Genomic DNA, 14,026 nt, shown 5'->3' with positions numbered 1-14,026 from the left:
ACTTACATTGTCATTTCTGAGAAATCCCTACAATAATATGATTTTACTTTAGCTGCAAGTGATGAGACGCTTCCAGCGTGACAAACTAAACTGGATAATTGGACTGGGAAAACTGGATTGGGAAAACCAAGTCATAAAACTACCTACTTACATTGTCATTTCTGAGAAATCCCTACAATAATATGATTTTACTTTAGCTGCAAGTGATGAGACGCTTCCAGCGTGACAAACTAAACTGGACAATTGGACTGGGATAATTGGACTGGGAAAACTGGACTAGGAAAATTGGATTAGGAAAACCCAGTCATAAAACTATCTACTAACTTTGTCATTCCGCAGGAATCCCTACAATAGTGTGATTTTACTTTAGCTGCAAGTGATGAGACGCTTCCAGCGTGACAAACTAAACTGGATAATTGAACTGGGAAAACTGGACTAGGAAAACTGGACCAGGAAAACTAAGTCATAAAACTACCTACTAACTTTGTCATTCCGCAGGAATCCCTACAATTGTGTGATTTTACTTTAGCTGCAAGTGATGAGACGCTTCCAGCGTGACAAACTGGAGTGGAAAAACTGTGTTGGAAAAATTAGCCCGAAAAAACAGGTAATAAAAATTATTAATTTATCATTCCGAAGGAATCCCGACAACAATATGATTTTACTGTAACAACAAACTGTGAAACGCTTCCAGTGAGATAAATAGGATACCAAATCACTGCTAAGCGGAAAACAGATAACCGATAACTAAAAAACTGAACGCGAACTACTACTTCTCCCCTTCCCATTCCGCATAAAACTGCGCTAGAAATCCTTCCATGTAACGGTGTCGTTCTTGTGCGATTTGTTTTCCGGTCTCGGTATTCATCTTGTCTTTTAAGAGTAATAATTTTTCGTAGAAGTGATTGAGCGTTGGCGAATCATTTTTTTTATATTCTTCCTTGGTCATACTTGAATTTGGCGCTATTTCGGGATCATACAGCGTTCTATTTTTAAAACCGCCATAATTGAATGTTCTGGCGATTCCGATGGCTCCTATGGCGTCTAAACGGTCCGCATCCTGAACCACATTCAATTCTATCGAAGTAAATTTTTTCTCAAAATTCCCACCTTTGTAGGAGATGTTTTCAATAATATTTACCACATGTTCGATTATTTCTTCATCAACATTTTCAGATTCTAAAAATTCTCGAGCTACTCTTGGACCAACGGTTTCGTCACCATTGTGAAACTTACTATCGGCAATATCGTGCAGCAAAGCGCCAAGTTGCACTATTATAGTATTACAAGCTTCATTTTTAGCAATCAACAACGTGTTTTTGTACACGCGCTCTATATGAAACCAGTCGTGTCCTCCTTCGGCATTTTCTAATTTTTCTTTTACAAAAAGAATTGTTCTAGGTATTAAATCTGGATTAATCATTATATATTTATTTAAAAAAAATGTTGAATTTCAAAGTTCTTCAACTTCAAAATCCAACATTTTTATTCTTTATTTAGAATTCAGAAATCTATCTTATTAAAGCTGGCTCCACCCATTTGAAAATATGGGATTCTTGTGGAATTACCAATCGTTCTGAAATTCTGGCCATTCTAGCTGGTAATTTCATCAGGTAATCACGTGCTTTTTCTGCTTCATCCGTCAACCCTGTAATTTTGTCAATTTCCCATTTCTCGATTAGTTTTTGCATGATATCTACATAATCGGCTGCAGTATAAACCCCAATTCGTTGAGCTGAATCAGAAAACTGCTCAAAAGCAGTACTTATTTTTTCACCAGATTCTCTCAAGAAATGCGCTGGCATCACAATTTTTGCTTTCATCATGTATTGAAAAGCAAGCATCATTTCGCTTGGATCCACCTGAAAAATACGAGTTACAAATTCGCTGTACGCATGATGATGACGCATTTCGTCACCAGCAATCATTTTGCACATTTTTGACAATTTGTTGTCTCCATATTTCTTAGCCATTTGCGCCACTCTGTTATGAGAAACATACGTTGCTAATTCTTGAAAACTAGTGTAAACAAAGTTTTTGTAAGGATCTCTTCCCGTTCCAATATCAAAACCATCGTTGATCAAGTGCTGTGTTGTCATTTCAACTTCACGCATGTTCACACGACCTGACAAATACAAATACTTGTTCAACAAATCACCATGACGATTTTCCTCACCAGTCCATTGTCTAATCCATTTAGACCAACCATTTCTCTCCACGTTATCAATTCCTTCGACATCCATTAACCAGGATTCGTAAGTTGGCAACGCTTCCTCAGTAATAGTATCTCCTACTAATGTTACCCAGAAATCGTATGGTAATTCTTTTGCAATTTCACGCAATTCTTTGACCTCATCAAAAAAAGTATCACTTTGAGAATTAGGCAAAAAATCAGTTGGTTGCCATATTTTTTCTACTGGAATTAGATACTGATCGACAAAGCTGTCTACGTTTTTTTCCAAAAACTGCATTACTTCTAATCGAATGTTTTTTATTGACATTATATATAAATTAAATTTTTATTCCTTGAACTACTGCTGCTTCTGTCTTTTCCATTAACTCCGCAAAATCATACGCTGCAACCGCTAACGGTTTATGTACTACAAAGGTAAGGCGATTTCCTAGACCTAAGGGGAAAAACCCGTATTTAACTATTTTCCAAGAATTGTTTATGCTTATTGGAACCACGAAAGCTGAAGGAGCATTTTTGCATAATATTTTCAATCCCGTTTGAGAAAACTCTTTTGGCTTTCCGGTCTTGCTTCGTGTTCCTTCTGGAAAGATAACGGCTGAACGGTTGTGTTTTTCAATATATTCTGCCAATCCTTTAATGGCAGGAATAGCTTGTTTGGGATCTTTACGATCGATAAGCACTGAACCCCCATGACGCAAATTAAACGATACACTTGGAATACCACTTCCTAATTCTTTCTTACTAACAAATTTACAATGAAAACGGCGAAAAAACCAAATCATAGCAATAATATCGTACATGCTTTGATGATTAGAGACAAAAATCAAGGGTACATTCTTTGGAATATTCTCAATATTTTCAAACTTGTATGTTGTTCCTAACAGATTTGTACATTTCACTAAGAAAAAATTCAGATAATCAACACTTTTTTTATGGGCTTGATAGCCAAAGCCATGGAAACAAACCCACTGTATCGGATGAAAAATAACCAAAGTTAGACCGAAACATAAATAATAAATAACGGAAATGGGATACGAAATCAGTTTTTGCATGCTTAAAAATTTAAGGCAAAAGTAAGAAATATATTTTTAGCGTTATTTAAATCGGAAACAATATCCCGACTCAACGTTTAATCGTAACTTTGCGAGTCAAAAACTACGAATTTTTTCTATTAAAATGAATTTCACTTACCCGAAAACCGAAAAGCTGAAAAGCAAAATTACGATTGGATTATTGTTTACCGAAGGGAAATCAGTATCTAAATATCCGTTGCGATTGGTATATAAAGCTGGTTCTTTTGACAAAAGTGAAAAAATAAAAATGGGCGTTTCAGTTTCCAAAAAGAATTTCAAGAAAGCCGTAGATCGCAATTATTTCAAACGTGTACTGCGCGAAACTTATCGCTTGAACAAACACTTATTGATTGACAATCTGGATCAACCGTATTCCTTTATGTTTTTTTACCAAACGAAGGACCGATTGTCCTATCAGGAAATCAACACCAAAACTATTCAACTGTTTGAGAAGTTTATTGCTCAAAACATTAAAAAACCTGAGTCAGAAATCGATATTAATTCGAAAATTTAACTTTTTTACTTCCACCACGTAAACATATTTGCCATTAGATTCTGTCCTGCACTATTATTTCATGATTTATTCTTATTTTAGTGGCTTCAAATCAAGTCTACTAAACCCATGAACCTTCTTAAAAAAAAATTAATAATTCCCGTTGTCGCTTCGGCATTTCTGTTTATTGGAACCAGTTTTAAAGATGATTTTTTCGAAATTGCCAAGCAAATCGAGATATTTACCACACTTTTCAAGGAATTGAATCGGAACTATGTCGATGAGACAAATCCCGGTGAATTAATGGACAAGGCCATCAAAGGAATGCTGGCTAATTTAGATCCGTACACCGTCTATTTCAACGAGCAGGATGTGGTGCGATTCAAAATCAACAATACCGGAGAATATACTGGAATTGGCGCTTTATTGACTCGGAAAGAAGACAAGTTAATCGTGAAGGAACCCTATAAAGATTTCCCTGCCGATAAAGCAGGCTTGAAAGCTGGTGATGAAATTATTCAAGTAGGAGACGTACTCTTATCTGATTTCAAAGACGAGGCTTCTCAACTTTTCAAAGGTGCTAAAAATACAAAAATCGATATCAAATTCATCCGTCAGGGTAAAGTAATTGCTGCTCAGATTGTCCTTGACGAAGTCGAAATCAAATCAGTTCCGTTCTTTGGAAAAGTAGACGATAAAACAGGCTACATTGTGTTGTCGCATTTCAATAAAAAAGCATCGGTAGAAACTAAAGAGGCATTGGAACAACTCAAAAAAGAAGGTGCGGAACGTATTATACTGGATGTACGAGACAATCCGGGCGGACTTTTGAATGAAGCCGTTAATATCTGTAATTTATTTGTTCCAAAAAACGAAATTATTGTTACAACAAAATCCAAGATAGAAAAACACAACAGCACCTACAAAACGACTAAAGATCCTGTAGATACTGAAATTCCTTTGATCATTCTGGTAAATGGCCGTAGTGCTTCGGCATCTGAAATTGTCGCTGGCGCACTACAGGATTTAGATCGCGCTGTGGTGGTAGGAAGCCGCAGTTTTGGAAAAGGACTGGTACAAAGACCTGTAGATTTGACGTTTGGAACACAGCTAAAAGTGACTATTTCTCGCTACTACACGCCGTCCGGAAGGTGTATTCAAGCTTTGGATTATTCTCGAAAAGACAAAAATGGAATTGCCCTAAAAACAGAAGAGAAGAACTTCAATGCTTTTAAAACCAGAAAAGGCAGAACCGTTTATGACGGTGGCGGAATACAACCTGACGTGGAAATGGAAGAAACAAAATCGAGTCCCATCACAAATGCTTTGTTGCGTAACGACGGAATTTTCAACTATGCCACAACTTATTACTATAAAAATCCGAGTTTAGGGAATCAGATTCCGGTCCTCTCTGATGCTGATTATGAAGATTTCAAACAATTCTTGAAAGCGCAAAAATTTTCTTTTGACACCGAAACGGAATTGGCTTTGAAAAACACTTTGGCTGTAGCCAAAAAAGAAAAACTGGACGAATCTATTCAGGCCGAATACCAACAATTATTAACCGCATTGCAGAAAAGTGAAAATGCATTATTGGATAAAAATCAAAAAGAAATCAAAAAATTAATGGTTGATGAAATCATTAAGAGATACCAATACCAAGAAGGATTGTATCAATATTACACCAAAAATAATTCAGAAATCAAAAAAGCTACTTCTATTTTGAGTACTAATGCGGCGTATCGCTCGATTTTAAAAATGTAATGAAACAAGCATTTTCCATAGCATTACTTCTTTTTTCGAGCTATTTTTTCGCTCAAGCAAGACCTGTGGAAACAGTTTATTTTGAATTTGACAAATTCACTCTGTACGATGACCAAGTACAAACGATAATTGATTTTATAAAAAAAGCCGATACAACCAAAATCGAATCGATACAAATTTATGGTTACTGCGATGATCGAGGCGCCAACGATTATAATTTTGAATTATCAAAAAACAGGGTCATTACGGTTCAAAATATTCTTACGGAAAATGGTTTTAATAAAAATAAGATTGTCATTATTGAAGGCAAAGGACGTGTAATTGTACAAAAAGATAGGGTGGAAAACCTGTCTGAAACGCGTTCAAAAAATAGGCGTGTCGACTTATTTATTGTCAAGAAAAACAGTTTTGGGAAGGGTATTTATACTTCATTTCAGGAAAGCCATAAAGTGGGAGATCGTATTTATCTGGAAAAGATTCTTTTTGCCCTTGGCAGCAGTAAATTAACGGAACAGTCCAAGAAAGAATTGGATGCCATTGCACTACTTTTGCAACAGCAAAAAACAATGGAATTCGAAATCAGAGGACATGTATGCTGCACGCCTAGTCATTACCAAGATGCCATAGATAAAGACACACAGGAACGAAAACTATCTTTAAATAGGGCCAAAAACGTCTATCGCTATCTGATAAATAAGGGAATAAACAGCCTTAGAATGCACTATGTGGGAAGCGGAAACAAATTTCCTTTAGGCCAAGGTGAAGCACTGGATCGCAGAGTTGAATTTATAATTCTGAAAATCTGATTATTCTCGTTTCATTTCAATATGTGGAATATCATCTTCCAGATACATTTCGCTGGTTTGCACAAAACCATGGCTTTCATAGAATTTTTTCAGGTACAATTGTGCTCCAATAGTAATTTTGCTTTCGCCAAAATGATGCGCAATTCCAGCAATTGATTCCCTCATTAGGTCATGTCCCCATTTTCTGTCGCGGTAATTTGCATCAACAGTTACCCTTCCGATAGAAGCATAATCAAAACTGATTCCCGGTTTAAACAATCTGGAATGAGCGACAATTTTGCCTTCAAACGAACCAATAAGATGCAATGCTACTTTATCTTTTCCGTCGAGATCTAGGTAAACACAGTTCTGCTCTACCACAAAAATTTCGCTTCTTAAGCGTAATAAATCATAAAGCTCGTGTACAGTCAGGGCATCAAATGCCTTAATTTCCCATTGTATTGTCATGCCTAGATATTTTTTATAAAATGCAAATAAAAGAAATTTAAGGCACTCTTTTAACAACTACCACTGATTTTATAATGGATTCGAGTTCATGCATTAAATCCCTTTTATCTTTTGAAGGCGCGTAACAAAACCCTTCTAAAACCAAAACTCGGTTATAATCGGCATCAATAATAGCATAATTAATAAAAGGTCCGGACATAAAATCATTGTTTAATTGCCAAGTTCCTTTAGTTTCATAAGTAACTTTTCCGTCAAGATTGATCTTAAATAGATAAGGCGCGTAGGCCTCTTCCGTCATCATGTTAGTATCTGGTTCTTTTCCGCTTATGTACAGATGACCTATGGAATCCCGCATTTTTATAATACTGGTAATTAAATCAGTGTCTTTATTAATGGTATTCAAAGGAACTTGATAGAGCAATAAACTGGTATTCCCGCCTATGATTTCCTTTTTTAGCCACATAAAATTACTTTTTTGAAGCACATAAGCATATCCAGAGGGAACCTGTAGACCAATGTGAAACTTGTTCTCTATAATTTTAGGATCTATTAGGGACAGGCTGTTTATTCGTTGGCTCTCGGCAATTTCAGCTTGTTTGATCATCTGAACCATTTGCAGCGCATTTTTTTCAATGCAAGCGAGAATATCGGCATTGGTTTTTCCAGAAATATGGAATACATTTTGAGGGGAAGCGTATTGATTTTTTCGAATTTCAAACTTATTTTCTTCCGCTTTTTTGACCACTATAATCGCTCGCGTATCCGTCATAAATCCTTCTAAAAGCTTGACTGGATATTGATTGATATTGAATAAAGGTTCTTCTTGTGGTAATCCAATCACCGGAGATGCAAACTTGTTCCGAATGCTATCACCAATATCCCCGTTCCATAGCTGATCATCGATAATTACAGAAATCGTGTTGATTTTACCAGTTGTTTTACGTGCTACTAGATTATTCTCTTTTTTACAAGAAAATAAAAGCAGAGAAACAAAAAGAAATAAAAAATGGGCTTTATTCATTACGATTCGATTATAAAGTAAAACCCAAATTTATAGAAGTTAATTGATTTATCCGTTAATTTTTAACTTCATTCCAGGCTTGATTTCTTCACCGCTAATACCGTTCCATTTTTTTAAATCCGAAGTGGTAACGCCAGGATATTTTTTGGCTATGCTAAATAAAGAGTCTCCTTTTTTGACATAATAATTAGAAGGTACTTTTTTAGAGGAGGCCGTTATACTTGATTTACTCTTGAAGGAATTGACAGTGGCCTTGTCAGTAACAATGGCAATTTCATCTTTGGCAACAATTAATGTTTTTCCAATAGTAATCGTATTATCTGGCAACTTATTCCAGTGTTTTAAATCCACGACGGAAGCTCCGAATTTACTTGCAATAGCTCCTAAATTATCTCCTTTTAAGACTATATATTCAACATCTTTTCGTTCTGGGATCAAAGCTAATGCTGGTTTTGCCTCCAGTTCGTTATTCGCTATTTGCAAGGAAGCCCCTACTTGAACTGCATCGCTCGTAAGCCCATTCCAGGTTTGAAGATCTGCTACTGTAACATCATATTTAGTAGCAATGCTCCCTAGATTATCTCCTTTTTGTACCAAATAAAGTTTTGCTTCCTCCGTTGCAGAAATGCTTGAAGCACTATTTACTTTTTCTTCTTTATTATTTTTTGTTTCGGCGGCCAAGATCATTTGGCTTTTTAAGATGCTATTACTTTCTTTAGGTTCTACTGTTGTTGATTTAATTAAAGGCTGTCCTGTACTAATCTTCAAGTTCTTGCCATAAGCAAGCGCATTACTATTAAGGTTATTCCATTTCTTTAGTTCGGTAATAGAAACACCATATTTAAAAGCAATGCTAGTTAGATTATCTCCTCGTTTTACTTTATAGTACGCTATTTTACCAGCTGTACTACTTTGACTAAAGGTATTTGGAGTGTTTTTGACCACTGCTTTTGAAGTTTGGTACGGTCTTTCGCGTTGGTCTAATTCATATTGCGTGTAAGCATAAATCTGATCCTCATTAGACGCAAAAACAGCAATTTTTTCTTGAGGTAATCTTAAATAATGATTTTGGTCGTGATAAAACGGAATCACATTGAGTTTATAAGATGGGTTCAATACTTGCAACTGAACTACGGGAACATCTAATAAATCAGATATTTGCTTGAAAGTCATTTGCTTTTTAATCAGTATGGTATCTGTAGCAAAATGTTGCACAGTGGCTCTGTTAGGAACAATTCCGTGTTCTTTATGGTATTCATAAATGTACATCGTTGCCAGGAAAGCCGGAACATATCCTTGTGTTTCTTTAGGCAGATTTTTTCTGATGTTCCAATAATTTTGCTGACCTCCGGAACGTCTGATTGCTTTTGAAACATTTCCAGGACCTGAATTATAGGACGCCAAAACCAAATCCCAGTCACCAAATATTCGGTACATATTAGTCATATATTGGGCCGCGGCTGCACTGGCTTTCAAAGGATCGCTGCGTTCATCTATATAAGAATCAATTTTTAAACCATATTGTTTTCCCGTTTGATACATAAATTGCCACAATCCGGTTGCTCCCATTTTAGAAACTGCTTTAGGATTTAAAGCGGATTCCACAACGGCTAAATATTTTATTTCTAAAGGGACATTTTGTTTGGCTAAAGCTTCTTCAAACACAGGAAAATAATACTCAGAAACCGCCATTAAACGTTCAAAGGATTTTTTTCGATTCTTCAAAAATGATTTGATAATGTTTTCTAATCCTTGATTGTATTCAATGTTGAAAGGCGATTTCGCATCCATTGCAGCCAATCTTTCTTTGAGAAGTTCCGTTGACAATTCATACTCAATTTTCTCATCGACATTGACATTCTTAATATCATCCGAAATGGTGTTGTACAAATCTAAATTAGTCAATTCCTTCATCCACAAGCTATCTACGCAGGCGGCTAAATCATCTTTTACGAATGTTTTTTTGATGGAATCTAAATAGGATAATTTTGTTTCGAATCTATAAATTTCTTTATTTTCGAAACTTTCTTGAGCAAACAATTGCGACGATAACAGCAGCAAAAGTGATAATGTGGTATTTTTTATATTCATATTTTTACGATCAAAGACCTATATTACAAATGATTACAAAGCTTGTTTTTACAAACTTAATAGGTTTAAACTAAAAATTTCTTTAAATATTGTTAAAAATGCAATCTTAGATGCATTTACAAAGAATTTTCACCTGAATTGACAATAAAAATAATTATAAATCCAGATTCATAATTATTAGTCTATCCATTGGGTATGAATCAATTCGTTAAATTTTTTAACCACATAGAAACATAGATTTAAAATTCTGGAAGGCGTTTCACTATATTAGAGGAAATCATAGTTATGTGAATGCAAGAATTGGGCTTTCTGATTCTTTTTTCTGTGTTTCTATGTGGTTAATTTTTTTTAATATTAATTGAAGTTTTTAATAATTCTAATTAACAGTTTAAATTAAAAAACCTTAGCAATAAATAGTTTATCGCTAAGGTTTCATTGTATTATGAGAGTGTTTTTTTAATTTAAAATAATTAAAATCTAACCGTTAGTATTTGTTTTTCAACAACTGCATTAGTCTAAAATAGCTGCAATTCCAGGCAAAGTTCTACCTTCCAGCATTTCAAGCATCGCTCCTCCACCGGTGGAAACGTAGCTCACTTTATCTTCCAATCCAAATTGTTTTACTGCCGCCACAGAATCTCCTCCTCCTACTAGTGAAAAGGCTCCTTTTGCAGTAGCTTCTGCAATAAAATTACCCAAAGCAATTGTTCCGTTTGCAAAATTCTCCATTTCAAAAACGCCTAATGGTCCGTTCCAAAGGATCGTTTTAGACTCCATGATCACTTTTTTGAAGTTTTCCAATGATTTTGGACCTGCATCCAAACCTTGCCATCCATCTGGAATTTCTTTTACATCAACAATTTGAGTTTCGGCATCATTTGAAAATGCATTGGCAGCAACAACATCCACAGGAATGTGAATTTGAACTCCTTTTTCCTTAGCCAATCGCAAGATTTCCAATGCCAATTCTTGTTTGTCATCTTCACAGATAGAATCTCCAATTTTACCGCCTAATGCTTTTACGAAAGTAAAGGTCATTCCACCACCAATAATCATGTGATCTACTTTATCAAGAATATTTTCAATCACCGTAATTTTCGAAGACACTTTAGAGCCACCAAGAACAGCTGTTACTGGTTTTTCACTGTTTTTCAATACTTTGTTCAAGCTTTCGATTTCCTTAGCCAATAATAAACCGAAACATTTTTCTGTTGGAAAAAACTGAGCAATAATGGTAGTCGAAGCATGCGCTCTGTGTGCCGTACCAAAAGCATCGTTTACATAAATATCTCCAAGTGACGCTAATTCTTTTGCAAAAGCAACATCACCCGCTTCTTCTTCGGTATGAAAACGTAAATTTTCCAATAATAAAACTTCTCCAGCCTGCAATTTTTCAGCTGCTGCTTTAGCTTCAGCTCCAATGCAGTTTGATGCAAATTGAACTGGAACTCCAAGCACTTCTGAAGTTGTTTTTAGGATGTGTTTCAATGAATAGTTGCCTTCAACACCTTTTGGTCTGCCTAAATGCGACATCAAAATCACGCTTCCGCCTTGAGCAAGAATCGCATCAATAGTAGGTTTTGCTGCTTCGATACGAGTGGCGTCTGTTACATTGAAATTTTCGTCCAATGGCACATTAAAATCAACACGGATTATGGCTTTTTTATCTGCAAAATTGAAATCACTTAACGTTTTCATCAGTATGTTTTTTAGTTTATTATTTTTGAAAGAGTAACAAATATAGAACTTTTAAATTATTAATAAATTAGAGAAAACCATATAAAATAAATTTTAAGCAACGAAATCGTTGTAAATTAATAAATAATGTTTCTTTTTAATACTTTATGTGTTTTTTGTTCGAAATAAACACAAATTAAATTTCAAAAATAAATGCGTTAATTACCACTTCACGACACTTGCTGGTGCTGAAACTTTGCTTGCTAAAATTTTAGACTAAACCATTTTCTACTATCTTTGCTTCATGCAATTTTCAGAAATTTTAGGACAAGAACACATCAAAAGTCATTTGACAAAAAGTGCTGATTTGGGTAGAATTCCACATGCACAATTGTTTGTTGGCCCTGAAGGAAGCGGAACCTTGCCTATGGCGATTGCGTATGCGCAGTACATTATTTGCAGGAATCAAAACTCGGAAAACTCGGGATCAAATGAAGCCTGTAACCTCAAATTCCAGAAAACTTCACATCCGGACTTGCATTTTATATACCCAACGGTAAGTACGGAAGAGGTAAAGACGAAACCCAAAAGCATTGATTTTATCACAGAATGGCGACAGTTTTTAGAACATAATCCGTACGGAAGTTTGTTTGATTGGTATCAAATGTTGGGTGTTAAAAACAAACAAGGAGAAATTAGGGTTGATGATGCGCAGGAGATTTTGAAATCGCTAGCGTTGAAATCCTACGAAGGCGGTTACAAAATAATGATTATTTGGATGGCTGATAAACTAAACATCGCTGCATCTAATAAACTGCTAAAATTACTGGAAGAACCTACGGACAGAACAGTTTTTATATTGATTTCAGAAAACGAAGAAGATATTATTCAAACCATTCGTTCTAGATGCCAAGTCCTGCATTTTAATGGATTAAGCGAAAAAGTAATCGCTGAAGCTTTGGTTTCAAAAGAAAATATAGAATCAAAAACCGCCATAAAAATAGCGCATCAGGCACAAGGAAATTTCAATAAAGCATTACAATTACTGCAACCGGATAGCGAATCCGTTTTTTTTGAAAAATGGTTTGTCGATTGGGTTCGAGCTGCTTTTAGAGCCAAAGGAAACGCAGCAGCAATTCAGGATTTGATTCAATGGAGCGAGCAAATTGCTGGTTTAGGAAGAGAAACCCAAAAGAAATTTTTACATTTTTGTATTGAGATGTTTCGTCAGGCGTTGTTGTTAAATTACCAAACAACAAGCTTGGTTTACATGGAACCGCAAGTAGAGAAATTCAAACTCGAAAATTTTGCGCCTTTTGTAAATGGAAATAATATCAATGCTATTTTTAAAGAACTGTCAGACGCCATGTATCACATTGAGCGCAACGGAAATCCTAAAATTATTTTAACCGATTTATCAATAAAACTAACCCGTTTAATTCACCAAAAATAAAAAAATGAACAACATTACTTCAATTTTGATTTTAATCTTCCTAGCCATTACTTTTCTACAATCCGGATATGACAAACTGTTTTATTGGAAAGACAATGTAGATTGGTTAAAAGGACACTTCGCTAAAACACCATTAAAGAATCAAGTCCCACTGGCTTTACTAAACATTTTAATTTTAGAATTAATTTCCGGAATTTTATGCGTAGTGGGTTGCATCGAATTACTGGTAAACAACGGAAGAATTTTTGGTTTCTACGGAGCTGTTTTCTCTTGTATCACGCTATTAATGTTGCTATTTGGTCAACGATTGGCTAAGGATTATGATGGCGCAAGAACCATTGTCATCTATTTTATCCCTGCGATACTAGCCGTATATTGGTTGAATTAAAAATAAAAAGCTTCCGCATACAAAATAATACTATCCTCTTACATAAAAATATGACTCCAAAACATCCTTCTGAATCCTTAACGACACTAACTGATTTGGTTTTACCAAGTGAGACTAATCCTTTGAATAATCTTTTTGGTGGCGAATTATTGGCCCGTATGGATCGTGCAGCCAGCATTGCAGCAAGGAGACATTCCCGCAGAATTGTAGTTACGGCATCTGTAAACCATGTCGCCTTTAACAGAGCCATTCCACTAGGAAGTGTGGTTACGGTCGAAGCCAAAGTTTCGCGCGCTTTCAAAAGTTCGATGGAAATATACATTGATATTTGGGTGGAAGACCGCGAATCTGGTAATAAAACCAAAGCCAATGAAGCGATTTACACTTTTGTAGCCGTGGATGATACTGGGAGACCCGTTGAAGTGCCACAAATTGTTCCAGAAACCGAACTGGAAAAACAACGTTTTGAAGCCGCACTGCGACGCAAACAATTAAGTTTAGTTTTAGCCGGCAAAATGAATCCGCATGACGCAACCGAATTAAAAGCGTTGTTCATGTAGCAACATTTTAGCTTGTTATTTTTATTTTAAAATATTCTTGAAAGAGAAAATTTACATTA

The 14,026-nt window shown here is 35.4% G+C and carries 13 protein-coding genes; 6 read left to right on the top strand and 7 right to left on the bottom strand.

Annotation, left to right across the window (positions count from 1 at the left end; genetic code table 11):
• Positions 1–769: 769 nt before the first annotated feature.
• The 3 genes from IWX83_RS14340 to IWX83_RS14330 all read right to left on the bottom strand — a co-directional run bounded on the left by IWX83_RS14340 (position 770) and on the right by IWX83_RS14330 (position 3,246).
• Complete coding sequence (locus IWX83_RS14340) at positions 770–1,423, bottom strand: HD domain-containing protein (protein WP_073353294.1); 654 nt, start codon at positions 1,421–1,423, stop codon at positions 770–772.
• Between the two features lie 88 nt (positions 1,424–1,511).
• The gene (locus tag IWX83_RS14335; RefSeq protein WP_091257449.1) at positions 1,512–2,501 is read right to left on the bottom strand and encodes an acyl-ACP desaturase; all 990 of its coding nucleotides are present in this window, start codon (positions 2,499–2,501) and stop codon (positions 1,512–1,514) included.
• Positions 2,502–2,511: 10 nt separating this feature from the next.
• Positions 2,512–3,246, bottom strand: coding sequence for a 1-acyl-sn-glycerol-3-phosphate acyltransferase (locus tag IWX83_RS14330; RefSeq protein ID WP_073353298.1), 735 nt, complete (start codon positions 3,244–3,246; stop codon positions 2,512–2,514).
• Positions 3,247–3,370: 124 nt separating this feature from the next.
• On the opposite strand from IWX83_RS14330, the gene rnpA reads away from it, so the two are divergent.
• The 3 genes from rnpA (at position 3,371) to IWX83_RS14315 (ending at position 6,330) form a co-directional block, all read left to right on the top strand.
• On the top strand, positions 3,371–3,781 hold the full coding sequence (gene rnpA / locus IWX83_RS14325) for a ribonuclease P protein component (RefSeq protein ID WP_196830618.1): 411 nt from the start codon (positions 3,371–3,373) through the stop codon (positions 3,779–3,781).
• A gap of 108 nt (positions 3,782–3,889) precedes the next feature.
• A complete protein-coding gene (locus tag IWX83_RS14320) occupies positions 3,890–5,524 on the top strand; it encodes a S41 family peptidase (protein ID WP_196830616.1) in 1,635 nt (544 codons plus the stop codon).
• A complete protein-coding gene (locus IWX83_RS14315) occupies positions 5,524–6,330 on the top strand; it encodes an OmpA family protein (RefSeq protein WP_196830614.1) in 807 nt (268 codons plus the stop codon). The genes IWX83_RS14320 and IWX83_RS14315 overlap by 1 nt, the downstream gene beginning before the upstream one ends.
• Here IWX83_RS14315 and IWX83_RS14310 read toward each other — a convergent pair whose 3' ends face one another.
• From IWX83_RS14310 to pgk, 4 genes are all read right to left on the bottom strand, one after another.
• Complete coding sequence (locus IWX83_RS14310) at positions 6,331–6,777, bottom strand: GNAT family N-acetyltransferase (protein WP_132066050.1); 447 nt, start codon at positions 6,775–6,777, stop codon at positions 6,331–6,333.
• Positions 6,778–6,814: 37 nt separating this feature from the next.
• Complete coding sequence (locus IWX83_RS14305) at positions 6,815–7,798, bottom strand: DUF4837 family protein (protein ID WP_073353309.1); 984 nt, start codon at positions 7,796–7,798, stop codon at positions 6,815–6,817.
• A 48-nt stretch (positions 7,799–7,846) separates the two neighbouring features.
• On the bottom strand, positions 7,847–9,889 hold the full coding sequence (locus tag IWX83_RS14300; protein WP_196830612.1) for a LysM peptidoglycan-binding domain-containing protein: 2,043 nt from the start codon (positions 9,887–9,889) through the stop codon (positions 7,847–7,849).
• Between the two features lie 510 nt (positions 9,890–10,399).
• Positions 10,400–11,587, bottom strand: a complete 1,188-nt coding sequence (pgk, locus tag IWX83_RS14295) for a phosphoglycerate kinase (protein ID WP_196830611.1) — start codon at positions 11,585–11,587, stop codon at positions 10,400–10,402.
• A gap of 283 nt (positions 11,588–11,870) precedes the next feature.
• Between pgk and IWX83_RS14290 the strand changes: the two genes are divergently transcribed.
• From IWX83_RS14290 to IWX83_RS14280, 3 genes are read left to right on the top strand one after another with little or no spacing between them, the layout of a single operon-like run.
• Positions 11,871–13,019 carry a DNA polymerase III subunit delta' gene (locus IWX83_RS14290; protein WP_196830609.1) on the top strand — a complete coding sequence of 383 codons (1,149 nt, stop codon included), beginning with the start codon at positions 11,871–11,873 and terminating at the stop codon, positions 13,017–13,019.
• A gap of 4 nt (positions 13,020–13,023) precedes the next feature.
• Positions 13,024–13,407: a DoxX family membrane protein gene (locus IWX83_RS14285; protein ID WP_073353318.1), complete on the top strand. Its 384-nt coding sequence runs from the start codon at positions 13,024–13,026 to the stop codon at positions 13,405–13,407.
• A 50-nt stretch (positions 13,408–13,457) separates the two neighbouring features.
• On the top strand, positions 13,458–13,967 hold the full coding sequence (locus tag IWX83_RS14280) for an acyl-CoA thioesterase (RefSeq protein ID WP_073353352.1): 510 nt from the start codon (positions 13,458–13,460) through the stop codon (positions 13,965–13,967).
• The last annotated feature ends 59 nt before the right edge of the window (positions 13,968–14,026 follow it).

Source organism: Flavobacterium sp. CG_9.1 (genome assembly GCF_015751645.1).
Taxonomy (GTDB): Bacteria; Bacteroidota; Bacteroidia; order Flavobacteriales; family Flavobacteriaceae; genus Flavobacterium; species Flavobacterium xanthum.
The sequence above is the reverse complement of the archived record's forward strand: the minus strand, read 5'-3'. Positions and strand labels throughout refer to the sequence as shown.